This window comes from Mesorhizobium sp. P2_E10, from assembly GCF_056404235.1.
This window is the reverse complement of record NZ_JBFUEK010000008.1, coordinates 90013-113445: the sequence shown is the minus strand read 5'-3', so window position 1 is coordinate 113445 and position 23433 is coordinate 90013. Positions and strand designations below refer to the sequence as shown.

Genomic DNA, 23433 nt, shown 5'->3' with positions numbered 1-23433 from the left:
TGGGCGACATGCACTATCCTGCGGCCACACACGGGCTGGCAGATCGCATGACCGGCGAAAAACGCCTCTTCCTCAATGTCAGGCAGTCCGCGTCAGGTGTTTCCTGGGAACACCGGTTGACCGAACGGCAGGACATGGCAGCGCTGGCCATCGCGCAAGGCCATGGCGTGCCCGACATCGTCGCGCGCGTGCTCGCCGGGCGCGGCGTGACCGCCGTCGAGACCGAGCGCTTCCTCGATCCGACGATCCGCGAGCTTTTGCCCGATCCGGCTTCGCTGACCGATATGGACAAGGCAGCCGCCCGTATCGCCCAGGCGATCGTGACCAGGGAAAAGGTGGCGATCTTCGGCGACTACGATGTCGACGGCGCGGCCTCGTCGGCATTGCTCAAGCGGTTCCTCAGCCATTTCTCGGTGCCTTCGGAAATCTACATTCCGGACCGGATTTTCGAAGGCTACGGTCCCAATCCGGAAGCCATGCGCGAGCTCGTCTCGCGCGGCGCAACGCTGATCGTCACCGTCGACTGCGGCACCAACAGCGCCGTTTCCATCGATGCGGCAAAAGTGGCCGGCGCCGATGTCGTGGTGCTCGACCATCACCAGGTCGGCGGCCCGCTGCCGGAGGCGGTCGCCGTCGTCAATCCCAATCGCCAGGACGACCTTTCAGGCCAGGGCCATCTTTGCGCCGCCGGCGTCGTCTTCCTCACTCTGGTGCAGACGGCCAAGGTTCTGCGCAGCCGCTTGCCGGATGCAGCGCCGCCGGACCTGCTTTCGCTGCTCGATCTGGCGGCGCTGGCCACCGTTTGCGACGTGGTGCCGCTGACCGGGGTCAACCGCGCCTTCGTGGTCAAGGGGCTGCAGATGGCGCGCCAGCAGAAGAACGAAGGTCTGGCGGCACTGGCGCGGGTGTCGCGCATCGGCGAGCCGATCAGCACGTTTCATCTCGCCTATCTGATCGGGCCGCGCATCAACGCCGGCGGGCGCATCGGCGACGCCGCACTCGGCAGTCGTCTGCTGGCCACCGACGATCCGGTCGAGGCCCGCACCATTGCCGAGACGCTCGACCGGCTCAATCAGGAGCGCCAGCAGATGGAGCTGGAGATGCTGGCCCAGGCGCGCGCCGAGGCCGATGCCGAGCTTGCCGGCGGCAATGGCCCGGCCATCGTCGTCACCGCCAGCACCACCTGGCACCCGGGCATCGTCGGCCTGCTTGCCTCGCGGCTCAAGGACCATGCCCGCCGGCCTGCCTTCGCCATCGCCTTCAACCCCAATGGCATCGGCACCGGATCAGGGCGTTCGGTGTCCGGCTTTGACCTAGGCCGATTGGTGCGCGAGGCGGCCGATGCGGGGCTGATCGTCAAAGGCGGCGGCCATGCCATGGCGGCCGGCATCACCGTCGAGCGGGCGAAGCTCGGAGAGTTGCGAGCCTTCTTCGAGGAGCGCGCGGCGGCCGATGTGTTCCGGCTGCAGGGCGAGGAAAGCCTGGCGATCGACGGCGCGCTCGCCGCCGAAGGCGCAACGCTCGGCCTGCTCGATGCGCTGGAAAAGGCAGGTCCGTTCGGCGCCGGCCATGTCGCGCCGGTGTTTGCGCTGCCGCGTCATCGGCTGGCCGATGCGCGGCCGGTCGGCACCAATCACATCCGCGTCGAGCTGCAATCGGAAAGCGGCGGCCGCATCCAGGCGATCGCCTTTCGCGCCGTCGATACAGCACTCGGCGAATTCCTGTTCAAGAACCGGGGCAAGACGGTTCACGTCGCGGGGTCGCTGTCGGGCAACTACTGGAACGGCAACCGCACGGTGCAGTTTCGCATCACCGACGCGGCAACTGCCTGAGTGCCGCCCCCGCGATTGGTCAGGCCAGAACTGTCTGCAACCGGGTCAGTTCGCCGACCTGCGCCATCGTTGCCTGATAGCCGATGCTGATCGCTTCTTCGGCGCGGTGGAATTCGGTCAGGCCGATATGGCTGAGCTTCGGCTGCAGCGACATGTCAGGGGGGTCGCCAGCCAGGCGCGCGCGCGAAATGCGGTCCTGGATGATGTTGAAGGCTTCGACCATGACGCCGGTGATGCCGAGCCGTGCTTCACGCGACTGACGCTCGGCGTCGACCTGGCCGGGTCTTGGCGCATCCCTTTCGATAACCAGTTCGCCGGCGCTGTGCTTGATGACAGCGGCGCGACCGAACAGATCGTAGTGAAGGTTGACGGCGACAACGAGCGGCTGTTCGTGGGCGCGACAGACCGAGACCGGCACCGGATTGACCAGCGCGCCGTCGACCAGCACGCGACCGTTGCAGGTCACCGGCTCGAACACGCCCGGCAGCGCATAGGAAGCGCGCATGGCAGTGATCAGCGAGCCATTGGACAGCCAGATCTCATGGCCGGTGCGGATTTCGGAGGCGACGCAGACGAACGGTTTCGACAGGTCTTCAAAGCGAATGCCGGCCACATGTTCGCGCAGCCGCGCGTCGAGCTTCATGCCGCCGAATAGGCCGTTGCCGCGCAAATTGAGATCGAGAAGGCCAAAGATGCGGCGCTTGGTCAGGCTCCTGGCGAATTCTTCCAGCTCGTCGAGCTTCCCGGCGAGGTAGCAGCCGCCGACCAGCGCGCCGATCGAGGTGCCGGCGATCATCGACACTTCGATGCCGGCCTCGTCGAGCGCACGCAGCACGCCGATATGGGCCCAGCCGCGGGCACAGCCGCCGCCCAGGGCCAGCGAAATCCCGGTTTTCTTCGCAGGTTTTGCCTCGGACGCGCCGCCTGACGAAGAGAGGCCGTTGGCTTCCCGAACATCTGGTCTGTTGCGCAATGACGCCCACTCGAGCATCACAATCTCCCTTGTCCCAGGTCCTTTGTAGCGGAAGGACGTTTTAGAATAGTGAACATGGGTGATCCCAGACTGTCGAATGGTTCACAAAGGCTTCCGATACGTCTTTTCCGCATCGAACAGCGGTTTGCTGCTGCCGTCGTCGGCAAGCGTCCCCTTGCCGTCGATCAGCCCCACCGTCCGATAAAAACATGAACGACGGCCGGTATGACAGGTTGCGTCGTGGCCCAACACTTTAACGCGAAGCCATAGGGCGTCCTGGTCGCAATCGGTGCGCATCTCGACAACTTTTTGGAAATTGCCCGAGGTTTCGCCCTTCTTCCACAGCACGTTTCGCGAGCGCGACCAGTAGTGGGCAATGCCTGTTTCCAGCGTCAGCGCCAACGCTTCCGCATTCATGTGCGCCACCATCAGCAGCATGCCGTCCTCGGCATCGGTGACGACCACGGTGACGAGACCGGCGGCATCGAAGCGCGGCGAAAGGACGACGCCTTCCTCCAGCGCTTTCTTGTCTGCCGGAGCTTCGGGAAATTGCAGTGCCGACATTACCGGTCCTTGTACGATCCAAAGATATTCAGGGGAGGCCAGGCCCGCAAAATGGCTGCATCCTGCGGTCCGGTGCTCACGTACTCAAATACGCTCAGTACCGGACCACGGAAACCACCATTTTCGACTAAGCCTACGCCTTTGGCAGGTGTCGGCAGACGGTCAGCCGCGCACCATGGTGACGAAGCGGACCTGCTCCTCGGGCGTGTCCTTGAAGACGCCGGTGAAGGTCGAGGTCAGCGTGGTGGAACCCTGCTTGCGGATCCCGCGCATGGCCATGCACATATGCTCAGCCTCGATCATGACGGCGACGCCGCGCGGATTGAGCACGTCCTGGATGACGCCGGCGATCTGCGCCGTCATCGCTTCCTGGGTCTGCAGGCGATGGGCAAAGATGTCGACGACGCGCGCGATCTTGGACAGGCCGACCACCTTGCCGTCGGGCAGGTAGCCGACATGCGCCTTGCCGATGATCGGCACCATGTGGTGCTCGCAGTGGGAGTGGAACTTGATGTCCTTGACGATCACCAGATCGTCATAGCCGGCGACTTCCTCGAAGGTGCGGCCGAGCTCCTCGGCGGGGCACATGTCGTAGCCGTTGAACATTTCGAGGAATGCCTTGGTGACGCGCTTCGGCGTGTCGATCAGGCCCTCGCGCTCCGGATTGTCGCCGGTCCAGCGCAGCAGCACGCGCACGGCTGCCTCGACCTCGGCCTCGCTCGGCCTGTCGGTGACCGGCTTCTCCAGATAGTCGGAGGGGGGCATAATCTTCTTGATGACGGCATCCATTAAAGGCGTCTCCCGTAGTTCCTCTCTCAGGAGGAACGAGTTGAACGGACCACGACCTTTCGGGTGTTGGAAACCCGCCCGGTTTCCAGCCCGCAAGCGGCGTGAACTGAATTGAGCAAAGACAAGGGCTTGTGATTGTCTTGTCGATGCCCGGCTGCCACCATTATATATGGTCGTGCCGAGCGAATGAAAGCCACGTCAGCGGCAATCGCTGTTCGCTGGGCGGCGACGGATTGGAAAATTATGATTGACGACGTCTACAATGCGAAAATTCTGGGTTTTGCCGGAAACATCGCGCGCATCGGACGGCTCGATCATCCGGACGCGACGGCAAAGGCGCATTCCAAACTGTGCGGCTCGACCGTAACGATCGATCTGAAGATGGATGATGGCGTCGTCACCGATTTCGCCCATGATGTGAAGGCCTGTGCGCTTGGCCAGGCGTCATCCTCGATCATGGCGCAACATGTCGTTGGCGCCAGTGCCGACGAATTGCGCACTGTGCGCGAGACGATGCTGAAGATGCTGAAGGAAAATGGCGCACCGCCGGAAGGCCGCTTCGCCGACCTGAAATATCTGGAGCCGGTGCGCGACTACAAGGCGCGCCATGCCTCGACCATGCTGACCTTCGACGCCGTGGTCGACGCGATCGGCCAGATCGAGAAGAAGCGCGCCGAACAGGCTGCGTGATGTCGGCATATAACGGTTCCCCCGATCGGCCTTGGCGGAGAAAGCTCTTGCGTGGTCTGATATTGGCTTTGAGCCTTGCCGGTTCGGCGCTCCTTACCAGCAATGCGGTTGGGGCAGATAAGACGGCCTTGGAGAAAGTCGCCACCTATGTTTCGCGCACTGTGGGTGCCTGTTGGGCAATCCCGGTCGACGTTGAGCCGATAGTCACGCGTGTCCAGATCAGTTTGAACCGGGATGGCTCGCTCGCCGGCCCGCCCAAGATACTCAACCCCACGACGCAACCGCAGGGCAAGATCGTCAATGCTTCAGCCGTTCGCGCGATTGTTCGATGTACACCTTTCACCGGACTGGGATCTTACGGAGATAGCTATCAAGTCTGGCGCGACATGGTTATCGGATTTGATTCCAGAGAGTTGGCAGCCAGTGAGCTGCCGAAATTTGGTGCTGAAGACGTCGAAAAGCCTCTCAATAAATACAAGAAGGCGGAATAGCTGTCGCCTGCCACGCAAGTGCGGCTCAGGGCGCCTGCCTGCTTTCCTCGAATTCGGCCCGGATCCAGTCGGCAAAAGCCTTGGCCGGTTCCGGCAGGTCCTTCAAACTTCTGGCCACCAGCCAGTAGGCGCCCGACGCGACGTCGATGTCGAATGGCTTGATCAGCGCGCCGGATGCGATCTCCTCGCCGATCTGCAAAAGATCGCCCAGCGCCACGCCGTGTCCAAGCAGGGCTGCCTGCTTGGACAGCGATGCATCCGCCAGCATCGGGCCACGCGCCGGTATAGTGTCGGCGGCCACGCCGGCTGCCTCGAACCAGCGCGCCCAGCCCTGACGGTTCTCCTCGTGGAGGAGCGTGTAGCGGCCGAGGTCGGCCGGGCTACTCAGGGCAGGCCCCGATGCCAGCAACGCCGGCGACAGGACAGGTGAATCGACAGTCGAGGCGAGTCGCTCGGCTTCGCTGCGGGGCCATGAGGTATTGTGGGCGCTGAAGCGCAAGGCAAGCTCGGGCTGATCGCTGCGGAACTCGATCGGCCTTGGGTCGACCTCGAGCGAAATGTCGATATCGGGCCGCAATTGACGAAATCGGTTGAGCCGCGGCACCAGCCATACCGAGGCAAGCGACGGTTCGACGCTGACGCGAACCACCGACTGCGCCGGAGCCGCCACCATTTCCGAAAGCAGGCTGTCGATGTCGTCGAAACTCCTGATCAACTGGTCGAGCAGGCGGCGGCCGGGGTCGGTCAGCTCGACGCGGCGATGGTGGCGATAGAACAGTGGCTGATGCAGGAACTGCTCAAGCTCGCGGATTTGACGACTGATTGCCGCTTGCGAAACGAAAAGCTCTTCCGCAGCGCGGCTGAAACTCAGCTGCCGCCCGGCGGCTTCGAAGCTTCTCAACGCTGTCAGCGGAAGGCGGCCGCGCTTCATTCGCATAATCTCAAGTTATCCAAGCTCGAAATTATACTCGTTTGAAGGCGAAGGCCAGTGGCGGTCTAATCGGCGTCAAAGGAGACACGACCATGATCCAGTTCCTGGAAATTTTTGGCGATGTCATGCGGATTGCAACGTTTCAGTGGTATGGCGAGAGGCCGCAGCACGCCACGCGCCGCGAGGAAAGACCGGCCAGCCCGGCTCGCTGGTCGCCTTCGGAGGACCGGTATCCTTTTCGCCGCTCAAGACCCTGAGACGGCCAACAAAGCGGTGAGTGGAAAGGGATTGCGTTCTGCGGCCGAAGCCCACATCTATCCCACGGAGAAACGCGATGCGGAGACTGCGGTGCGCGACCAAGATCGGCATGCGCATGAGACCAGGCCACTGCACCGTGGGCGCAACTGGCCTGGCCCCTGGCGCAAGACTCCCGGCCGCATCCTCGGCACGTCGTTTGTCCGGCTTTACCAGCTGACGCTGTCGGGTTTTGTCGGCAATTCCTGCCGGCATCTGCCGACCTGTTCGGAATATGCGCATGAGGCAATTGCCCGCCACGGGCTGTGGGCCGGCGGCTGGATGGGGCTTTTCCGCGTGCTGCGCTGCGGACCCTTCGGCACGCACGGCACCGACCGTGTCCCCGAGGCGCTGGCCGACCGCTATGTCTGGTTCACGCCGTGGCGGTATTGGCGGATCGGAAAGAAGCGCGGCGAGGCGCAAGGCTGATTGTGCTGGCCCGCGCCAGCCTGCCGATTTACGATCTGGTAGGGTTAACGCCAGCCTGCACGAAGACTGCGCATTTGAGACAAAATCGAGACAAGAGACGTCGCTAAGCCCTCCTGACACCCCCTCAGGAGCAATTGCCAAATGCGTCAGGTCGACCGTCTTCCCTTCATTTTCGCCGTGGTCCTGTTCCTGCTGGCGTGGCTGCTGGGTTTTCCGATGCGTGCCCAATCCGCGCCGCTCAGGGACGTCGAACGCACGCTGATCCTGGATGCTGCGAGCGCGTGCGGCGTTCCTGAAAGACCTGCCGCAACTCATCAAATGAATGGCCAAGGTTCAAGCTGGCTTTACGGCGGCAGAATCTGCCCCTAAAAGGCTGCCGCTGCCGGATGCATTCGGCATTTTAACCACCCGCGCTCGTTTGCGGGACTGGATAGGAGATATCTATGCTGAATTCCGTTTCCCTGACATTTCCCGATGGCTCCGTGCGCGACTACGACGCGGCGATGACCGGTGCTGGCCTCGCCGAATCGATCTCGAAGTCGCTGGCCAAGAAGGCCGTCGCCTACAGTATCGATGGCGTGGTGCGCGATCTCTCGGACCCGCTTGGCAAGTCCGGCAAGGTCGAGATCGTCACCCGCGAGGACCCGCGCGCGCTGGAGCTGATCCGCCATGACGCAGCACACGTGCTGGCCGAGGCCGTGCAGGAGTTATGGCCGGGAACGCAGGTGACCATCGGGCCGGTGATCGAGAACGGCTTCTACTACGACTTCGCCCGCAACGAGCCGTTCACGCCCGACGATTTTCCGGTGATCGAGAAGAAGATGCGCGAGATCATCGCGCGCAACAAGCCGTTCACCAAGCAGGTCTGGTCGCGCGAGCAGGCGAAAAAAGTGTTTGCCGACAAGGGTGAGCGCTACAAGCTGGAACTGATCGACGCCATTCCCGAGGACCAGGACCTCAAGATTTACGCGCAGGGCGACTGGTTCGATCTCTGCCGCGGCCCCCACATGGCCTCGACCGGGCAGATCGGTAACGCCTTCAAGCTGATGAAGGTGGCCGGTGCCTATTGGCGTGGCGATTCCAACAACCCGATGCTCACGCGCATCTACGGCACTGCGTGGGTCGACCAAGCGCAGCTCGACGCCTACCAGACCATGCTGGAGGAAGCGGAAAAACGCGACCATAGGAAGCTCGGCCGTGAGATGGACCTGTTCCATTTCCAGGAGGAGGGGCCTGGCGTCGTCTTCTGGCACGCCAAGGGCTGGAAGATGTTCCAGAACCTGGTCAACTACATGCGCCGCCGCCTCGACGAGCAAGGCTATCAGGAGGTCAACGCGCCGCAGGTGCTCGACAAGAGCCTGTGGGAGACGTCAGGCCATTGGGGCTGGTATCGCGACGCCATGTTCAAGGTAACGGTTGCCGGCGACGATACCGACGACGACCGGGTCTTTGCACTGAAGCCGATGAACTGCCCCGGCCACGTGCAGATATTCAAGCATGGGTTGAAATCCTACCGCGATCTGCCCGTAAAGCTTGCGGAATTTGGTAATGTCCATCGCTATGAACCTTCGGGCGCGCTGCATGGGCTGATGCGCGTGCGCGGCTTCACGCAGGACGATGCGCATATCTTCTGCACCGAGGAGCAGCTGGCGTCGGAATGCCTGCGCATCAACGATCTGATCCTGTCGACCTATGCCGATTTCGGTTTCGATGAGATCAGCGTCAAGCTGTCGACACGGCCGGACAAGCGCGTCGGCACCGACGAGGCGTGGGACCATGCCGAGGCGATCATGGGCAGTGTGCTGGAGACGATCCGTTCGCGGTCGGGCAATCGCATCAAGACCTCGATCAATCCGGGCGAGGGCGCCTTCTACGGGCCGAAATTCGAATATGTGCTGAAGGACGCCATCGGCCGCGAATGGCAGTGCGGCACCACGCAGGTCGACTTCAACCTGCCGGAACGCTTTGGCGCCTTCTACATCGGCTCGGATTCGGAGAAGAAGCAGCCGGTGATGGTGCATCGCGCCATCTGCGGCTCGATGGAGCGCTTTCTCGGCATCCTGATCGAGAACTATTCCGGCCATTTCCCGTTGTGGTTCGCGCCGCTGCAGGTGGTGGTGGCGACGATCACCTCCGACGCCGACGACTATGCGTTGAAGGTCGTCGCGCAATTGAAGGCGGCCGGGCTGCTGGCCGAAGCCGATCTGCGCAACGAGAAGATCAATTATAAGGTGCGTGAGCACTCATTGGCCAAGGTTCCGGTCATCCTCGTCTGCGGCAAGCGCGAGGCGGAGGAGCAGACGGTCAACATCCGTCGCCTCGGATCGCGCGACCAGGAATCGCTGGGCCTCGGCCAGGCGGTGGCGATGCTTACCGAAGAGGCGCTGACGCCGGATCGCAGGCGCAAACGCGCGGCATAGGTCTTTGATTTTCGACGAAATGGCGGTGGAGCGATCCACCGCCATTTTCATATGCCTGTCACGCCAACCTTGTAACGAGCCATGATGCTCAAGCTGAAATTGCGCGAAAAACCATTTCCCGAGCTGTCCTATGCCAATCCGCGCCAGCCGGCGCTGACGCGCTGGGTCATTCATTCGATCGAAGGCCTGTCGGGCCGCGATCGCTTCGCGGCGCTCTACGATTTCTGGCGCCGCCAGGTGGTTCCGACCGGCGAGGCCGTGTTCAGCCGGATGCTGGAGTTGATCGACGTCCGGATACGCACCGCCGATCAATGGCCGCCGGCAAACCTGCCCGACACGCCGCTGGTGATCGTCGCCAACCATCCGTTCGGCATCGGCGACGGCATTGCCGTACTGTCGCTGGCCGAGCAACTGGGGCGGCCGTTCCGGGTGATGATCCACAAGGATCTGCTCAAGATCCGCGAAATGGAGCCCTATTCGCTGCCGATCGACTTTTCCGAGACCAAGGACGCGCTGAAGAACAACATGGCGGTGCGCCATGAGGCGGTGCGGCTGCTGAAGGAGGGGGTCACCATCGTGGTGTTTCCGGCCGGCGGGGTCGCCACGGCACCAAAGGGGTTTGGCCGGGCGCGCGACCTGCCGTGGAAGATGTTTCCGGCCCGCCTCGTCCAGGACGCCAAGGCGTCGGCCATCCCGATGCATTTTTCCGGGCAGAACGGCAGGCTGTTCCACCTGGTGAGCGGCCCGATGAACCTGGCCGAGCGCGACGGAAGGGTGGCGAAATTCGTCGGCAAGGCCTCGCTGACGCTGCGCATTTCGCTCCTCATCCATGAGTTCGCGCGGCTGTCCGGCAAGCCGATCGACGTGCGCATCGGCGATGTGCTGTGCTGGAGCGAACTGGAGCCGTTGCGCGACCGCAAGGCGTTGCTCGAGCGTCTGCATCGCGGCGTCTTCGATCTGGCGCCGGCTGTGGCGCAGGGCCGCGTCCACTTCCTGCCCCGACGCCTGCGCAAGGCAGCTTGAGAAGCGCTAACCAGGGCGTGTACTCGTAAACGACGATCAGTCGATCAACGTTTCGACCAATCTCGCCCCTTTGCTCAATAGCTGCTAGGGCAGCGGGAGCGGTTTGTCGCTGAGTGTACGCAAGTAGGCGATCAGGTTGACCCGTTCGGTCTCGTCCGGGACGCCAGGCACCTCCATGTAAACGCCCGGCGTGGTGAGCATGGGCTCAAGCAGATATTTGTTCAGGTCCTCGTATGTCCATACACCCTCCAAGCCCATCAAGGTGTCGGAGTAACGCATATTTGGCATGGATGCCTTGTCGCGGCCGACGACGCCCCACAAGTTCGGTCCCGTTTTGATCCCTCCCTGTGGCTCGGCATTGTGGCAACCGTGGCACACATGTGTGAAGTAGGTTCGGCCTTTCTCGACATCGGCAGAAGCCAGCTTCATCAAGATAGGGGCTGGCGTTGGCATGACGACGCCGTGCGACAAGAGATAGTCAGCGACTTCGCGTTGCTTCGTGAATTTTGCCATGTGGAGCGGTGTCTTGCCGTCCTTTGTCTTCGCATTCACGTCGGCGCCGGCCTCGACCAGTGCCTTCACGCAATCGAGGCAACCGGATCTGACTGCGATGTGGAGGGCGGCCTCGCGGCCGCGCTGCGCATTAGGATTTGCGCCGCCGTCCAGCAGCAGCTTGATCAATTCGATGTTGCTTTTTGCCAAGGCCGGCATGAGGGCAGGACCCAAAGCCGGCGTCGTGGCGGCATTGACGTCGGCACCGCGTTCGATGAGTAGTTTTGCCGCCGCAAGATGCCCGCCTCTGACCGCAAGATAGAGAGGTGTCCCTTGCTTGTCGCTCTCATTAACGCCGGCACCGGCGTCGAGCGCAGCCGTAATCGCCGCGACATCTCCCTTTACGGCGGCGTCGTGAATGGCGGCGGCATGCGATACAAACGGGAAGTGTACAAGCAGCAGTGAAATGAAGAGCAAGGGCATGCGCATTTGGCATCTCCCAAGGGCAAGCCGCGGTACGCGCCACGGTTTTGAGATAGTAAAACGTACCACGAATGCCTGATCGGAGCCACTCCAGCCGGTGCCCAACAACCATTGATCCGGGTCGAGCGACTTGTTGCGCCAGTCGTCCGTTTTTAGGCCGCTAACTTCCTTGCTTTCGTCAAGCTCGCGGCCATCCGGCTTCGCGTTTGTGAGTCCACTACCTAGTCGGCGCCTTCCTCGGGATCGATGGCCGAGGCGTCGGTGGCCAGAACCTCGATTTCCTGGTTCTGCCCGGCCACGACCGTGAAATCCTTCTGGTAGATGCGGTCGCGATTCTTGGCGATGATGGTGTAGTCGCCCTCGGCCAGCACCATCGAGGCGAAGGCGCCAACGGTTTCCTGGATCGGATCGCCGGATTCGTTGAGCAAAGACCAGGAGGTGTCGGCAATCGCCTCGCCACCGGTCTCGCGCACCAGCTTCATGGTCATCTCGGCCGCATGATGCTCGACGGTGGCTTCGGTGAGCTTGCCGGCCTCGACCCGGATGTCTGAGCGGATGACCGCATTCACCGAGCCATAGTTCGAGACGACGTGGTAGGTTCCGGCATTGAGCCGGACGACGCTGTTCGGCTCGACATCGGGGATGATCAGCGCGTGGTCGCCATTGGCTTCGGTGCGACTTTCGTAGATCGAGAAGCGCAGCTTTTTCGGCGGTATACGCACCCCGCCCGACAGCACGGCGTCGAGCTTGAGGCCGCCGGCATCGAGCACCAGGCTCTCGCGCTTGGCTTCCTTGCCGACGGTGATGCGCTTGGTGGCGCCGGCCCGGCCGTACGAGGCGTGGACGAGATAGCTGCCGGGCTCGAGCTGGAACACGGCGGTGCCGCCATGGGCGGAGGCAACCATCGGCAGCTTGCCGTCGCTGGCAGATTCAGGCTTGAAGACACGCCAGACGATGCCGCGCGTGATGTCGGCGCCCTTGTCGGTCAGTTGCGCCGACAGCGTGATCGCGCCGCTGCCGGCCGAAGCCAGCGGCGTTTCGCTTTTCGGGGTTGCATAGCTCGAAATGCCGGGAAGTTTCAGGTTGCTGAGACCGTCGGCGTTCTGCGCGACGGCGAGCGAAGCCGGCACCAGGAACAGTGCGGCGCCGAGCCAAATCAGGAAAAGACGCAATGTCCCCTCAAACATGCCTTGCGTTGAAGCCCAAGGCGGTGGCAATTTCAAGGCTTAAGAGTCTGATCCGCTTCTGCTAGAGGCTCTTTCGTCCGGCGCTACCCACGCCAATGCCCGAGCCGCCCGATGTTCCAATGGCGTGCTTCAGCCCAAAATTGAGTGTTTTTAGGAGACTAGCGCCCATGGCGTCGCCGATCATCGACTTTCTGCTGACCCGCAATTCCGCGCCGATCCCGGATCTGAAGGAGCCGGCGCCCAGCGACGCGGATATCGCAACGATGATCGCCGCCGCCACGCGGGTGCCCGATCACGGCCGGCTCGAGCCCTGGCGCTTCATCGTCTATCGCGGCGAGGCGCGCATCGAGATCGGCAAGAAGCTCGCCGCCCTTGCCGAACAGCGCGAAGGACCGTTGACCGAGAACCGCCGCAACCAGGAACTGACGCGCTTTTCACGCGCGCCGCTGGTGATCGGCGTGGTGTCGGTGCCGAAAGAGAACCCGAAAATCCCGCAATGGGAAATGTTCCTGTCGGGCGGCATGGCGGCGATGAACCTGATGATATCGGCCAATGCGCTGGGCTACGGCACCAACATGATCAGCAACTGGTATTCCGACGTGGCCGAGGGCAGGGCGATCCTGGGGCTGGCGCCACATGAGCGCGTCGTCGGCTTCGTTCATATCGGCTCCTATCAGGGGCCGGCGCCGGAGCGTCCACGACCCGATCCGGCAAAGCTCTATGCCGATTACGCAGGGCCTTGGGCGGGCTGACACGCGAAAGCGATTCCTCTTTATTTGAACACAGGCTAAGAGAGCGGCTTCGGCGATGCGTTGGGGTAGGCGCATCGACCTTGGGGATAAGTGCGGGGCACCGACGACATGAAGAAACGAGACTCGCTGGGAACCCGGCTGCGCTACGGGTTCGACAAGAGCATGGCCGCCGGTCCGATCGCGCTGATCGGCTGGCTTGCTGTCCTTTCCCTGCTGATCATCATCGCCGCCGCGGCTTTCCTCGCCGTGACTCGCATCGCGCCGGAAGGCGGCGAGCCGCTGAACTTTGTCGAAGCGTTCTGGGAATCGCTGATGCGCACGCTCGATTCCGGTACGATGGGCGGCGACACCGGCTGGGCCTTCCGTCTGGTCATGCTGTTGGTCACGCTTGCCGGCATCTTCGTTGTGTCGGCTCTCATCGGCGTGCTTAGCGCCGGCGTCGACAGCAAGCTCGATGAATTGCGCAAGGGCCGTTCGCGGGTGCTGGAAACCGATCACACCATCATCCTCAATTGGTCGCCGTCGATCTTCGACGTCATCTCCGAACTCGTCATTGCCAATGCCAGCCGCCGGCGTCCGCGCATCGTCGTCATGGCCAATATGGACAAGGTCGAGATGGAGGACGAGATTGCGGCCAAGGTCGGCAAACTGGGCAATACGCGCATCATCTGCCGTAGCGGCGACCCGACCGATCTCTACGACCTGGCCATCGTCAATCCGCAGAACTCGCGGTCGATCATCGTGCTGTCACCGAACGGCGATGATCCGGATTCGCAGGTCATCAAGACGGTGCTGGCGCTGGTCAACGATCCGGACCGGCGCACCGTCCCCTACAACATCGCCGCCGAGATCCGCGATGGCAAGAACGCCGAGGTCGCCCGCGTCGTGGGCGGAGCCGAGGTGCAGCTCGTGCTGGCCGACCAGCTGATCTCGCGCATCGTCGTGCATTCGAGCCGGCAGTCGGGTCTCAGCGGCGTCTATTCGGAGCTGCTCGATTTCGATGGTTGCGAAATCTACACGACCGAGCAGCCGGACCTCACCGGCAAGACTTTTGGCGAAGCGGTGATGGCGTACGAGCACTGCGCGCTGATCGGGCTTTGCGACCAAAAGGGGCGCGTCAACCTCAACCCGCCGTCGGACCTGGTGATCGGCACGGACATGCGCGCCATCATCATCGCCGAGGACGATGCCGCGATAAAGCTGGGAAGCGCCAGGATCGAGACCAACGCAGCGGCGATCCTTGGCCCGCGGTCGATCGAGGCGAAGCCGGAGCGCACGCTGATCCTCGGCTGGAACCGGCGCGGTCCGATCATCACCTATGAACTGTCGCGCTACGTTGCGCCGGGCTCGATCCTGACCATCGCCGCCGATGCATCAGGCCTCGAGCAGGAAGTTGCCGCACTGCCCGTTGTCGGCGACAATCTGTCGGTTTCCTGCCGCATTACCGACACGTCGAGCAGCACTGCCCTGGCAAGCCTCGACGTACCTTCCTACGACCACGTGCTGGTGCTCGGCTACAGCGAAACCATGGCGGCGCAGCCCGCCGATACGCGCACGCTGGTGACGCTACTGCATCTGCGCAAGATCGCAGACGATGCCGGCCAGCATATCAGCATCGTCAGCGAGATGATCGACGTGCGCAACCGGGAGCTTGCCGCGGTCACCAAGGCCGATGATTTCGTCGTCAGCAACAGGCTGGTCAGCCTGATGCTGGCGCAGGCGTCCGAGAACCAGTACCTCGCCGCGATCTTCGATGACCTGCTCGACGAGAAGGGCTCCGAAATCTACATGCGCCCAGTTGCCGACTATGTCGCCATCGACCAGCCTTTGACCTTCTGGACGATCGCGGAATCGGCGCGCTTGCGCGGCGAGATCGCCATAGGCTACCGGCGAATCCGCGCCGGCGAGGTCGACCAGCGGGCGCTGGGCGGCGTCACCGTCAACCCGCTGAAGTCGGAAGCGTTGGCCTATGTGCAGGAGGACCGGATCATCGTGCTGGCGCGAGACTAAGCGAAAACCCCGGCTGCTCTGGCTCGTGCCAGAAGCCGTTCGGCCAGCCGCAGATGCGGACGGTCGACCATCTTGCCGTCGATGCCGACCACGCCCGGGTTTCCCGCCGCTTCGAACGCCGCAACGATTGCCAGCGAGTGTTGCACCGCTTCGACCGAGGGCGTGAAGGCGGCGTTGATGACAGGCACTTGCGCCGGGTGGATCGCCATCTTGCCGGTGAAGCCATCGCGCTCGGCTTCCGTGCATTCCGCCTCGAAGGCGGCCATGTCGCGAAAGTTCGGAAAGACGGTGTCGATGGCCGCGACCTCGGCAGCGCCGGCGGCGAGGATGGTCATGGTGCGGGCAAGCCGAAAGACGTCGGTGTAGCGGCCGCGCTCGTCACGCGCCGTGCGGGCGCCGATCGCCGCCGACAGATCTTCCGCGCCCCAGGTGACACCGACAAGCCGCGCGCTGACCTGGGCGTAGCTCGCGGCCGCCAGCACGCCGGCAGCGGTCTCGGTGATGATCGGCAGGATCCTTATCGCGCCGTCCGGTAGGCCGTTTTCGGCTTCATACACCCGGAGCTTTGCCGAGAGATGCTGTACATCCTGGCCGCCGTTCGACTTCGGCAGCATGATGCCGTCGGGTTTGGCCGCTACCAGTGCGGCGAGATCGTCGTCGGTCAACCCGGTCGAGAGATCGTTGACCCTGACATAGATCGCGGACTTCGTGCGTAGCCGGTGCTCGACGATGACCCTTGCCGCGATGTCGCGCGCCAGAGACTTGTTCTGTGGCGCCACCGAATCCTCGAGGTCGACGATGACCACGTCGGCGCCAGCGGCAAAACCCTTTTCCAACTTCCTTTCGGAATCGCCGGGAACAAAGAGCAGCGAGCGCATGGACTAGATCGCCTTCTTCATCATCATCGCCTGCCGCGTGCATTTGGCGACGAGCACATTGTTCTGATTGTAGGCGCGATGCTCGAACTCGACGATGCCACGGTCCGGCTTCGATTTCGATTCGCGCACCGAGATCACTGTGGTCTCGACGCGAATGGTGTCGCCGTGGAAGATCGGGTGCGGAAACACCGTCTCCTTCATGCCCAGATTGGCGACGGTGGTGCCGACGGTGATGTCGTTGACCGAAATGCCGATCATCAGGCCCAGTGTGAACACCGAATTGACCAAGGGCTTGCCCCATTCGCTCTTGGCGGCGAAGTCGAAATCGATGTGCAGCGGCTGCGGGTTCAGCGTCATCACCGAAAACAGCATGTTGTCGCTTTCGGTTACGGTCTTGCGCAGCGTGTGCTGGAAGACATGGCCGACGACGAACTCCTCAAGATAAAGCCCGGCCATGATCGATCTCCTCCGCTTCCGCTTGCTTGATAGGCGTTGGCTGCCAGTCCATCAAGCCGGTTAAGAAACATGGTGAACGCTTCGTAAACCATTTCTGCCTACGGTCTACACGGGCCAGAACGGACTCGGGCGTAGGGGCGTAGCGGACGGCATGGTAGTTTCGCATTTCCTGAAATGGATCTACACGGCGAGGGTTTCCGAGCGCGCTGCCGCGGCAAGCGCGCTGGCCCGCGCCTATATCAATGCCGACCTGCCTTTCGAGGACCGCTGTGCCGCCGAAGCCGCGCTGACGCTGCTGCTCGACGACGCGTCGTCAAAGGTGCGGCAGGCTATCGCCGAAGCGCTGTCGATGAGCCATCACGCGCCGCTGCAGATCATCAGCGCGCTGGCCTCCGACCAGCCGGAAGTGGCCGCTCTGGTGCTGGCGCGTTCGCCGCTGCTTACCGATGCCGACCTGATCGATCGCGTTGCCAGCGGCCAGAAGGCGACGCAGAAGCTGATTGCCGACCGGCCGGTCGTTTCGATGTCGGTTTCCGCGGCCATTGCCGAGATCGGCGAGCCGGAAGCCTGCGCCACCCTTCTCACCAACAGCGGCGCCGACATTGCCTCGCTCAGCTTTCGCCGCATGGCAGAACGGCATGGCCACGTGCCTGCGGTTCGCGAAGCGATGATCGCCGATGCGCGCCTGCCGGCCGACTGCCGGCATATGCTGCTGGTCAAACTCGGCGAAACGCTGAAAACTTCGCCGCTGGTGATGGCGCTGATGGGGGCGGCCAGAGCCGAACGCGTCACGCGCGACGCTTGCATCAAGGCTTCGGTTACGCTGATCGAAGGCACCAAGGCGGCCGAACACGCTGCGCTCATCGAGCATCTGCGCCTGCGCGGCGATCTCACCGCAAGCTTCATCATCCGCACCATCGCGCATGGCAAGGTCGATTTCTTCGGCTCGGCGTTGGTCGCGCTCAGCCAGCAATCCGAACAACGGGTGAGGGCTCTGCTCGCCGGCGGTCACGATGTGGCGCTGCAGGCGCTGTTCCGTAGCGCCGGCCTTGCCGGCGCCACCCACGCCGTCATCGTGCGCGCGCTAAAAATCTGGCGTGAGGTTGCCAATGGCAAACGCGTCGCCGGCGTGCAGGAAGTCAGCTGGCTGATGCTGAAGGAATTGGGCGGACAATCGGCGGAGGGCGATCTCGCCGGGCTGGTCAAGTCGATCCATCTCGACGCGCTGCGGGAAAACGCGCGGGGACATGCGCTGGCGATCGCCGCCGCTTAGGGTGTGCTGATATTCAGGTGAGGCCGGCCTGCAAATGGCAGCTTCCTGCGCTTCCGGTGCTCACGTACCCAAAAGTACACTCCGCTCCGGTTCTCGGTATCAGCCATTTTCGGCTCGGCCTGACCTGAATCTCAACACACCCTAGACCTAGTCCTTAGCGAAGAACTCCGGAAAGTCCTCGATCGCGGCGGCAATGATGCGCAGCGAGGCTGCGATCTGCAGCATCTCGGCGGTGTCGCTGCGCTCGGTGAGGCCGGCTGCATATTGCCTGGCCACAGCGACGGTCGCCGTTTGCGGTTCGCCCGGGCGCCGGAAAAGCAGTTCGCGCGCCAGTCCGCGCAGGAAATTGGTGATCGAAAGCGCGGTCTCGGGTGGGGTGGAGGGATTCTGCTGCGCGCTGCGCAGGCGCAGGATTTCAAGCCCGACGGTGACGGCGGCTATGCTGCCGTCAAGAATGGCGTCGCCCTTCTTGCCGGCGCGCGGCGTCAGAGGCATCAACTGGTTGACCCGGTCGTAGGCGAGGCTTTCGAAGGCCGAGCGTCTCGGCACGCGTTCATGCAGGCAAAGCCGCGCCAGATCTTCGCGCATGGCCCGCACGATGCGGTTGATGGTGACCCAGGGGTCGGCGGGCAGCACGACGAGGAAGACGCCGATCGCCAAAAGGATGCCGACCAGGATCGACGCAGAGCCAGCGAAGAACGGCCATGGATCATAGGTCATCGCCTGATGCGGGCTGAGGAACGCCAGGAAATTGATGGCGAAGGCGGTGGCGACGCCGACGTAGCGCGGATTGGCCATTGCGAGTGCCGCCGGCACCAGGATCGGCACCACAAGGAGCGCGAACCAGCCGAAGCCGGGCAGAGCGGGAAGGGCGACCTGACCGACGAGAAAGGCGAAGGGCAGGGCCAGCAACGTTCCCTTGAAAAAGCCCCAGGCCGACTGCACCGGATCGGGGCGCGCGGCAAACAGGCTGGAGACGACGGCGACAAGGATGACCGTGCCTGCCGCTTCGGACCATTTCGTCGTCAGCCAGAAGGCGGCGACCAGCAGCGTGGCAAGTGCTGCGCGCACGGCGTTGCGCCAGGCCGCATGGTAGTCGCGATGTACCACCAGAGCCGGCTGCTTGCGGTCGCGCGCCGGGCGGGAGGCGGGAGCGCGTAGCGCATCCAGGCCGCGCAGCACCTGCTTCAGGGCTTCAGCGAAATCGGCGGCAATGGTGAGACGGGTGACCGTGCCCAGCCTGTCGCCGTCTTGCACGGATGACATGTCCGGCGTTTGCCGGGCCTTGGCGGCGATCGTATCGAGCCGCGCCACCCAGGGCGCGGTGTCGTCCAAAGCGCCCGGTTTGGCTGCCAGTTCGCCGACCAGGGTCTGCAGGTCGGTGCGCACCGGAATGAGGGCGGCGTTTTTCGGCGCGGCGTGGGCATGCAGCGCGCGCGCCGCCGACAGCGCCGACAGAAGCTGGCCGATGGTGCGCCTGACCGGATGGGCGCGGGTGGCGAAGCTCGGCGCTTCCAGTCGTGCATAGGTGCGCATCTCGCCGAGCGTCTGGGCATCGGCGATCAGCTTTCGGTGCAGGCCGGCAAGCATTGCCGTATCGCCGCCGGAGAAGGCGCCGCCGGCATAGACGGCAAGGTCGAGGATGCTGCGCTTCAGCCTGGCGATGATGGCGTTGGCCGCCAGTTTCGGCAGGATCAGCCGGCTGGTCAGGCCGGCGCAGGCGATGCCGAGCACGATTTCGGCGCAGCGCGCCACGGCAAGATCGACGACGAAATGCGGCTGCCCGAAGGCCGGCAGGCCGATGATCATCGCGGTATAGCCGGCAAGCGCCGCGCCATAGGCTTCCGGATTGCGCAGCAGCGACGAGACCAGGGTACAGAGACCGATCCAGACTGCCAGCGCGGTGACCAGCAGCCAGGGACCGGTGCCGAAGACGGTGGTGATGCCGATCGCCGCCAGACCGCCGGCCAGCGTGCCGAGCAGCCGGTAAAAGCCTTTCGCCAGCACCATGCCGGCGACCGGCTGGGCGACGATGAACACCGTCATCATCGCCCATTGCGGATGGTCGAGCTTGAGGGCGTAGGCGGCGAGAAGCGCGATCAGGCCGGCCGAAACGGTGCGCAGGGCAAAAATCCAGTCCGAGCGCGTCGGCTGCGTCAGCGCGGCGAAACTCATGCCGATATGCTCGTCCAGCCGCGCCCAGGTCACATGCTCGTCTCCCAGAGCGGTAAACTAGAACGGCAGGCGTTCAGATATCCAGCACTTCCGTTGCGGCGAATTCGGCGCGTTCCTGGATGAAGCGGAAGCGGGCCTCCGGCTTGGTGCCCATCAGCGCGTCGACCGCGTCCTTGGTCGCAGCCACGGCATCGATCACGTCGACCCTGAGCAGCGTGCGCTTCCTCGGATCCATGGTGGTTTCCTTGAGCTGCGCGGCCATCATCTCGCCCAGCCCCTTGAAGCGGCCGATCTCGACCTTGCCGCGGCCGGTGAATTCGGTACGCAAGAGCTCGTCCTTGTGGGCGTCATCCCGGGCATAGGCGACCTTGCCGCCCTGCCGGATCGAATAGAGCGGCGGCACCGCCAGATAGAGATGGCCGCCGTTCACCAGGCTGGGCATTTCCTGGTAGAAGAAGGTGATCAGCAGCGAGGCGATATGGGCTCCGTCGACATCGGCGTCGGTCATGATGATGACCCGGTCGTAGCGCAAGTCCTCGTCGCGGTACTTCGACCGCGTGCCGCAGCCAAGCGCCTGGATCAGGTCCGATATCTGCTGGTTGGCGGCCAGCTTGTCATTGCCGGCGCTGGCGACGTTGAGGATTTTTCCGCGTAGCGGCAATACCGCCTGGCTGGCACGGTCGCGCGCCTGCTTGGCCGAGCCGCCGGCCGAGTCACCTTCGACGATGAACAGTTCGGCGCCGGCGGCTGCGTTCTGCGTGCAGTCGGCGAGCTTGCCGGGCAGCCTGAGCTTGCGCACCGCGCTCTTGCGCGACACTTCCTTTTCCTGGCGCCGGCGCACCCGTTCGTCGGCGCGCGCGATCACCCATTCGAGCAGTTTAGAGGCTTCCTGCGGATTGTCGGCCAGCCAATGGTCGAAGGGGTCGCGGATCGCGGTCTCGACAATTCGAATTGCCTCGATCGTCGCCAGCCTGTCCTTGGTCTGGCCGACGAATTCCGGTTCGCGGATGAACACCGACAGCATGCCCGCCGCCGAGATCATGACGTCTTCCGAGGTAACGATCGAGGCGCGTTTGTTGCCGACCAGTTCGGCATAGGCGCGAAGCCCGCGCGTCAAGACGTTGCGGAAGCCGGCCTCATGCGTGCCGCCTTCGCCGGTCGGGATGGTGTTGCAGTAGGAATTGATGAACCCGTCGCCACCGAACCAGGTCACCGCCCATTCAAGCGAACCGTGGCCGCCCTGCTTCTCGCTCTTGCCGGCAAAGATTTCACGGGTGACCTGAAAGTCGTCGCCAAGCGACGCCTTCAGATAGTCCTTCAGGCCGCCTGGAAAATGGAACTCGGCTTTCGCCGGCGTCGTGTCCTTGTCCTTGATCAGCGAGGGATCGCAGGTCCAGCGGATCTCGACGCCGCCGAACAGATAGGCTTTTGAGCGCGTCATGCGGTAGAGCCGCGCCGGCTCGAACGCCGCACCCTTGCCAAAGATCTGCTCGTCGGGATGGAAACGGATCTTTGTGCCGCGCCGGTTGTGGACCTCACCGAGCTGTTCCAGCCCGGTCACCGGAACACCGCGCGAAAAGCGCTGGCGATAGAGCTGGCGGCCACGGGCAACCTCGACCTCGAGATGATCCGACAGCGCGTTGACGACGGAAACGCCGACGCCGTGCAGGCCACCCGACGTCTCATAGACCTTGCTATCGAACTTGCCGCCCGAATGCAGCGTCGTCATGATGACTTCGAGCGCCGGCTTCTTGAATTTCGGGTGCGGATCGACCGGAATGCCGCGGCCATTGTCGGTGACGGCCAGGTAGCCGTCGGCGGTAAGCTCGACGTCGATGAAGGTCGCATGGCCGGCGACCGCCTCGTCCATCGAGTTGTCGATGACCTCGGCGAACAGATGGTGCATCGCCTTGTCGTCGGTGCCGCCAATATACATGCCGGGCCGGCGCCGCACCGGCTCCAGCCCCTCCAGCACCTCGATGTCGGCGGCACTGTAGCCCTCGCTGCCGTCGCGGGTTGCTGCCGGGCGCTTGGCCGCCTGGACAATCGGATCGGCCGCGCGTGGCGCGGCGCGAACCGGTTGCGGCTGCTTGTCCAGGCTACCGAAAAGATCGTTGTTGTCGTCCATGCTGGCCATAGATTCCGATGCTGCGAATCACCTTCGATACTGCCACGCTTTTTGCGGGCGAACGAGGGTTCCTGTTCCGTTCGGGGGATTGGAACGTCTTAGCCTAAAACCATTCGATAACCAAGCCGGCGGAAATAGGTCGAATTGAGCCGGCCACAATTCCTGTTTCTTTAACTATGCGGCCTAGCGTCGGCTGCAACAAACAAAAGACCAAGGGTTTCAGGGGTATCGGTGTGAGGGGCAAGGCCATAACCATGATCGGCATCGCCGCCGTTTTCGGGGCGATCTCGATTTTTGCCGCAGATTTCTGGGTCAAGAGCCAGGCCAAGGCCGATCTCGGAGAGAAAACGGCGTCAATCTCGGTACCGGAAGCACCCAAGATCGAGTTCAAGACCATCGTGGTGGCGAACGCGCCGCTGCGTTACGGGATGCAACTCGACCGGGCACAGCTCAGCGAAATCCCGTGGTCGCAGGATTCCGTCCCGCAAGGGGCCTTCACCACCGTCGATGCCTTGCTTGCCGACGGCAACCGCGTGGTGCTGTCGCCGATCGAGATCAACGAACCGGTGCTGCTCTCCAAACTGTCGGGGCCAAATGGCCGCGCAACGCTTTCCAACATGCTGTCGCCGGGAATGCGGGCGGTAACCATCCGCACCGACGAGATTGCCGGTGTCGGCGGCTTCGTGACGCCGGGCGACCGTGTCGACGTCGTGCTGACCCGCGATGCGGGCGAAATCCAGGAAGTGGCCAAGAACGCGCAAGGCGCGTCGGGTTCGACCGTCACCTCCGAAATCGTCGTATCCGACGCCAAGGTGCTGAGCGTCGGGCAGGGCGCCGACGAGCGCCAGACCGCGCCGCAGATCGCCAATTCGGTGACCATCGAGGTGACGACCGAGGGCGCGCAGAAGGTTGCGCTTGCCCGCACGGTCGGCACCTTGTCCTTCTCGCTTCGCTCTTCCAGCGAAGGCGGTGACGGCAAGAACGGCGTCACCACCATCTCATCCTTCGGCGGCTCCGTCGCATCCAGCGTCAAGGCCTCGGCCGGCTCGCTGTTCGATGCCCTGACCAAGGAGCCGGAGAAGCCGAAGTTCAAGACGATCATCGTGACGCGCGGCACGCAGGCCGAGGAATACCAGGTTCCTACGCGGGACCAGAAATAAGCA

Annotated in this window: 20 protein-coding genes and 2 pseudogenes; 12 read left to right on the top strand and 10 right to left on the bottom strand. The window is 63.3% G+C overall.

Annotated features, from left to right (window positions below; translation table 11 throughout):
* The first annotated feature begins 47 nt into the window (after window positions 1-47).
* Complete coding sequence (gene recJ, locus AC1D0N_RS21475) at window positions 48-1832, top strand: single-stranded-DNA-specific exonuclease RecJ (RefSeq protein WP_477247406.1); 1785 nt, start codon at window positions 48-50, stop codon at window positions 1830-1832.
* A gap of 19 nt (window positions 1833-1851) precedes the next feature.
* Here the strand turns inward: recJ and AC1D0N_RS21470 are convergent, their stop codons facing one another.
* The 3 genes from AC1D0N_RS21470 to folE form a co-directional block, all read right to left on the bottom strand.
* A complete protein-coding gene (locus AC1D0N_RS21470; RefSeq protein ID WP_477247404.1) occupies window positions 1852-2823 on the bottom strand; it encodes a patatin family protein in 972 nt (323 codons plus the stop codon).
* Between the two features lie 84 nt (window positions 2824-2907).
* Complete coding sequence (gene hisI, locus AC1D0N_RS21465; RefSeq protein ID WP_477247402.1) at window positions 2908-3369, bottom strand: phosphoribosyl-AMP cyclohydrolase; 462 nt, start codon at window positions 3367-3369, stop codon at window positions 2908-2910.
* 162 nt (window positions 3370-3531) lie between these two features.
* Window positions 3532-4158, bottom strand: a complete 627-nt coding sequence (folE, locus tag AC1D0N_RS21460) for a GTP cyclohydrolase I FolE (protein ID WP_455861560.1) — start codon at window positions 4156-4158, stop codon at window positions 3532-3534.
* A 243-nt stretch (window positions 4159-4401) separates the two neighbouring features.
* On the opposite strand from folE, the gene AC1D0N_RS21455 reads away from it, so the two are divergent.
* Both AC1D0N_RS21455 and AC1D0N_RS21450 read left to right on the top strand, forming a co-directional pair.
* Window positions 4402-4848, top strand: a complete 447-nt coding sequence (locus AC1D0N_RS21455) for an iron-sulfur cluster assembly scaffold protein (protein ID WP_477247400.1) — start codon at window positions 4402-4404, stop codon at window positions 4846-4848.
* Window positions 4849-4895: 47 nt separating this feature from the next.
* Window positions 4896-5339 carry a hypothetical protein gene (locus AC1D0N_RS21450; RefSeq protein WP_477247398.1) on the top strand — a complete coding sequence of 148 codons (444 nt, stop codon included), beginning with the start codon at window positions 4896-4898 and terminating at the stop codon, window positions 5337-5339.
* 25 nt (window positions 5340-5364) lie between these two features.
* On the opposite strand, the gene AC1D0N_RS21445 is transcribed toward AC1D0N_RS21450, so the two are convergent.
* A complete protein-coding gene (locus AC1D0N_RS21445) occupies window positions 5365-6270 on the bottom strand; it encodes a LysR substrate-binding domain-containing protein (RefSeq protein WP_477247396.1) in 906 nt (301 codons plus the stop codon).
* A 92-nt stretch (window positions 6271-6362) separates the two neighbouring features.
* On the opposite strand from AC1D0N_RS21445, the gene AC1D0N_RS21440 reads away from it, so the two are divergent.
* From AC1D0N_RS21440 to AC1D0N_RS21420, 5 genes and pseudogenes are all read left to right on the top strand, one after another.
* Complete coding sequence (locus tag AC1D0N_RS21440; RefSeq protein WP_477247394.1) at window positions 6363-6527, top strand: hypothetical protein; 165 nt, start codon at window positions 6363-6365, stop codon at window positions 6525-6527.
* 91 nt (window positions 6528-6618) lie between these two features.
* Window positions 6619-6993, top strand: a complete 375-nt coding sequence (yidD, locus tag AC1D0N_RS21435) for a membrane protein insertion efficiency factor YidD (RefSeq protein WP_477247393.1) — start codon at window positions 6619-6621, stop codon at window positions 6991-6993.
* A 141-nt stretch (window positions 6994-7134) separates the two neighbouring features.
* Window positions 7135-7272 (top strand): annotated as a pseudogene (locus AC1D0N_RS21430) (class D beta-lactamase); the annotation flags it as partial.
* Between the two features lie 164 nt (window positions 7273-7436).
* Window positions 7437-9413, top strand: coding sequence for a threonine--tRNA ligase (gene thrS / locus AC1D0N_RS21425; RefSeq protein ID WP_477247391.1), 1977 nt, complete (start codon window positions 7437-7439; stop codon window positions 9411-9413).
* Between the two features lie 84 nt (window positions 9414-9497).
* The gene (locus AC1D0N_RS21420) at window positions 9498-10436 is read left to right on the top strand and encodes a lysophospholipid acyltransferase family protein (protein WP_477247389.1); all 939 of its coding nucleotides are present in this window, start codon (window positions 9498-9500) and stop codon (window positions 10434-10436) included.
* An 84-nt stretch (window positions 10437-10520) separates the two neighbouring features.
* Here AC1D0N_RS21420 and AC1D0N_RS21415 read toward each other — a convergent pair whose 3' ends face one another.
* Together AC1D0N_RS21415 and AC1D0N_RS21410 are read right to left on the bottom strand one after the other, a co-directional pair.
* Window positions 10521-11417 (bottom strand): ankyrin repeat domain-containing protein, encoded by an 897-nt coding sequence (locus tag AC1D0N_RS21415; protein WP_477247387.1) that lies wholly within the window; start codon window positions 11415-11417, stop codon window positions 10521-10523.
* 215 nt (window positions 11418-11632) lie between these two features.
* Window positions 11633-12598, bottom strand: a complete 966-nt coding sequence (locus AC1D0N_RS21410) for a hypothetical protein (protein ID WP_477247385.1) — start codon at window positions 12596-12598, stop codon at window positions 11633-11635.
* Window positions 12599-12765: 167 nt separating this feature from the next.
* On the opposite strand from AC1D0N_RS21410, the gene AC1D0N_RS21405 reads away from it, so the two are divergent.
* Complete coding sequence (locus AC1D0N_RS21405) at window positions 12766-13350, top strand: nitroreductase family protein (RefSeq protein ID WP_477247383.1); 585 nt, start codon at window positions 12766-12768, stop codon at window positions 13348-13350.
* Between the two features lie 108 nt (window positions 13351-13458).
* Window positions 13459-15360, top strand: coding sequence for a CASTOR/POLLUX-related putative ion channel (locus AC1D0N_RS21400; RefSeq protein WP_477247381.1), 1902 nt, complete (start codon window positions 13459-13461; stop codon window positions 15358-15360).
* Here the strand turns inward: AC1D0N_RS21400 and AC1D0N_RS21395 are convergent.
* Window positions 15357-16238 (bottom strand): HpcH/HpaI aldolase/citrate lyase family protein, encoded by an 882-nt coding sequence (locus tag AC1D0N_RS21395; protein WP_477247379.1) that lies wholly within the window; start codon window positions 16236-16238, stop codon window positions 15357-15359. The two genes, AC1D0N_RS21400 and AC1D0N_RS21395, sit on opposite strands and share 4 nt — an antisense overlap.
* A gap of 3 nt (window positions 16239-16241) precedes the next feature.
* Window positions 16242-16733, bottom strand: a pseudogene (locus tag AC1D0N_RS21390) (MaoC family dehydratase); the annotation flags it as partial.
* A 112-nt stretch (window positions 16734-16845) separates the two neighbouring features.
* On the opposite strand from AC1D0N_RS21390, the gene AC1D0N_RS21385 reads away from it, so the two are divergent.
* Window positions 16846-17967, top strand: a complete 1122-nt coding sequence (locus AC1D0N_RS21385) for a DUF2336 domain-containing protein (protein WP_477247378.1) — start codon at window positions 16846-16848, stop codon at window positions 17965-17967.
* Between the two features lie 147 nt (window positions 17968-18114).
* Here AC1D0N_RS21385 and AC1D0N_RS21380 read toward each other — a convergent pair whose 3' ends face one another.
* Together AC1D0N_RS21380 and parE are read right to left on the bottom strand one after the other, a co-directional pair.
* On the bottom strand, window positions 18115-20142 hold the full coding sequence (locus tag AC1D0N_RS21380) for an FUSC family protein (protein WP_477247697.1): 2028 nt from the start codon (window positions 20140-20142) through the stop codon (window positions 18115-18117).
* 73 nt (window positions 20143-20215) lie between these two features.
* Entirely contained in the window at window positions 20216-22270 is a 2055-nt protein-coding gene (gene parE, locus AC1D0N_RS21375; RefSeq protein ID WP_477247376.1) for a DNA topoisomerase IV subunit B, read from the bottom strand.
* A 254-nt stretch (window positions 22271-22524) separates the two neighbouring features.
* Between parE and cpaB the strand changes: the two genes are divergently transcribed.
* Window positions 22525-23430 carry a Flp pilus assembly protein CpaB gene (cpaB, locus tag AC1D0N_RS21370; protein ID WP_477247374.1) on the top strand — a complete coding sequence of 302 codons (906 nt, stop codon included), beginning with the start codon at window positions 22525-22527 and terminating at the stop codon, window positions 23428-23430.
* Window positions 23431-23433: the final 3 nt, after the last annotated feature.

What these genes read in the sequence shown, in the direction of transcription:
- AC1D0N_RS21380 (WP_477247697.1), bottom strand. Translation starts at nt 20,142, where the DNA reads ATGAGTTTCGCCGCGCTGACGCAGCCGACGCGCTCGGACTGGATTTTT.
- AC1D0N_RS21440 (WP_477247394.1), top strand. Translation starts at nt 6,363, where the DNA reads ATGATCCAGTTCCTGGAAATTTTTGGCGATGTCATGCGGATTGCAACG.
- parE (WP_477247376.1), bottom strand. Translation starts at nt 22,270, where the DNA reads ATGGACGACAACAACGATCTTTTCGGTAGCCTGGACAAGCAGCCGCAA.
- AC1D0N_RS21400 (WP_477247381.1), top strand. Translation starts at nt 13,459, where the DNA reads ATGAAGAAACGAGACTCGCTGGGAACCCGGCTGCGCTACGGGTTCGAC.
- AC1D0N_RS21415 (WP_477247387.1), bottom strand. Translation starts at nt 11,417, where the DNA reads ATGCGCATGCCCTTGCTCTTCATTTCACTGCTGCTTGTACACTTCCCG.
- recJ (WP_477247406.1), top strand. Translation starts at nt 48, where the DNA reads ATGACCGGCGAAAAACGCCTCTTCCTCAATGTCAGGCAGTCCGCGTCA.
- AC1D0N_RS21395 (WP_477247379.1), bottom strand. Translation starts at nt 16,238, where the DNA reads ATGCGCTCGCTGCTCTTTGTTCCCGGCGATTCCGAAAGGAAGTTGGAA.
- thrS (WP_477247391.1), top strand. Translation starts at nt 7,437, where the DNA reads ATGCTGAATTCCGTTTCCCTGACATTTCCCGATGGCTCCGTGCGCGAC.
- AC1D0N_RS21410 (WP_477247385.1), bottom strand. Translation starts at nt 12,598, where the DNA reads ATGTTTGAGGGGACATTGCGTCTTTTCCTGATTTGGCTCGGCGCCGCA.
- AC1D0N_RS21455 (WP_477247400.1), top strand. Translation starts at nt 4,402, where the DNA reads ATGATTGACGACGTCTACAATGCGAAAATTCTGGGTTTTGCCGGAAAC.
- hisI (WP_477247402.1), bottom strand. Translation starts at nt 3,369, where the DNA reads ATGTCGGCACTGCAATTTCCCGAAGCTCCGGCAGACAAGAAAGCGCTG.
- folE (WP_455861560.1), bottom strand. Translation starts at nt 4,158, where the DNA reads ATGGATGCCGTCATCAAGAAGATTATGCCCCCCTCCGACTATCTGGAG.
- AC1D0N_RS21445 (WP_477247396.1), bottom strand. Translation starts at nt 6,270, where the DNA reads ATGAAGCGCGGCCGCCTTCCGCTGACAGCGTTGAGAAGCTTCGAAGCC.
- AC1D0N_RS21405 (WP_477247383.1), top strand. Translation starts at nt 12,766, where the DNA reads ATGGCGTCGCCGATCATCGACTTTCTGCTGACCCGCAATTCCGCGCCG.
- AC1D0N_RS21385 (WP_477247378.1), top strand. Translation starts at nt 16,846, where the DNA reads ATGGTAGTTTCGCATTTCCTGAAATGGATCTACACGGCGAGGGTTTCC.
- cpaB (WP_477247374.1), top strand. Translation starts at nt 22,525, where the DNA reads ATGATCGGCATCGCCGCCGTTTTCGGGGCGATCTCGATTTTTGCCGCA.
- AC1D0N_RS21420 (WP_477247389.1), top strand. Translation starts at nt 9,498, where the DNA reads ATGCTCAAGCTGAAATTGCGCGAAAAACCATTTCCCGAGCTGTCCTAT.
- AC1D0N_RS21470 (WP_477247404.1), bottom strand. Translation starts at nt 2,823, where the DNA reads ATGCTCGAGTGGGCGTCATTGCGCAACAGACCAGATGTTCGGGAAGCC.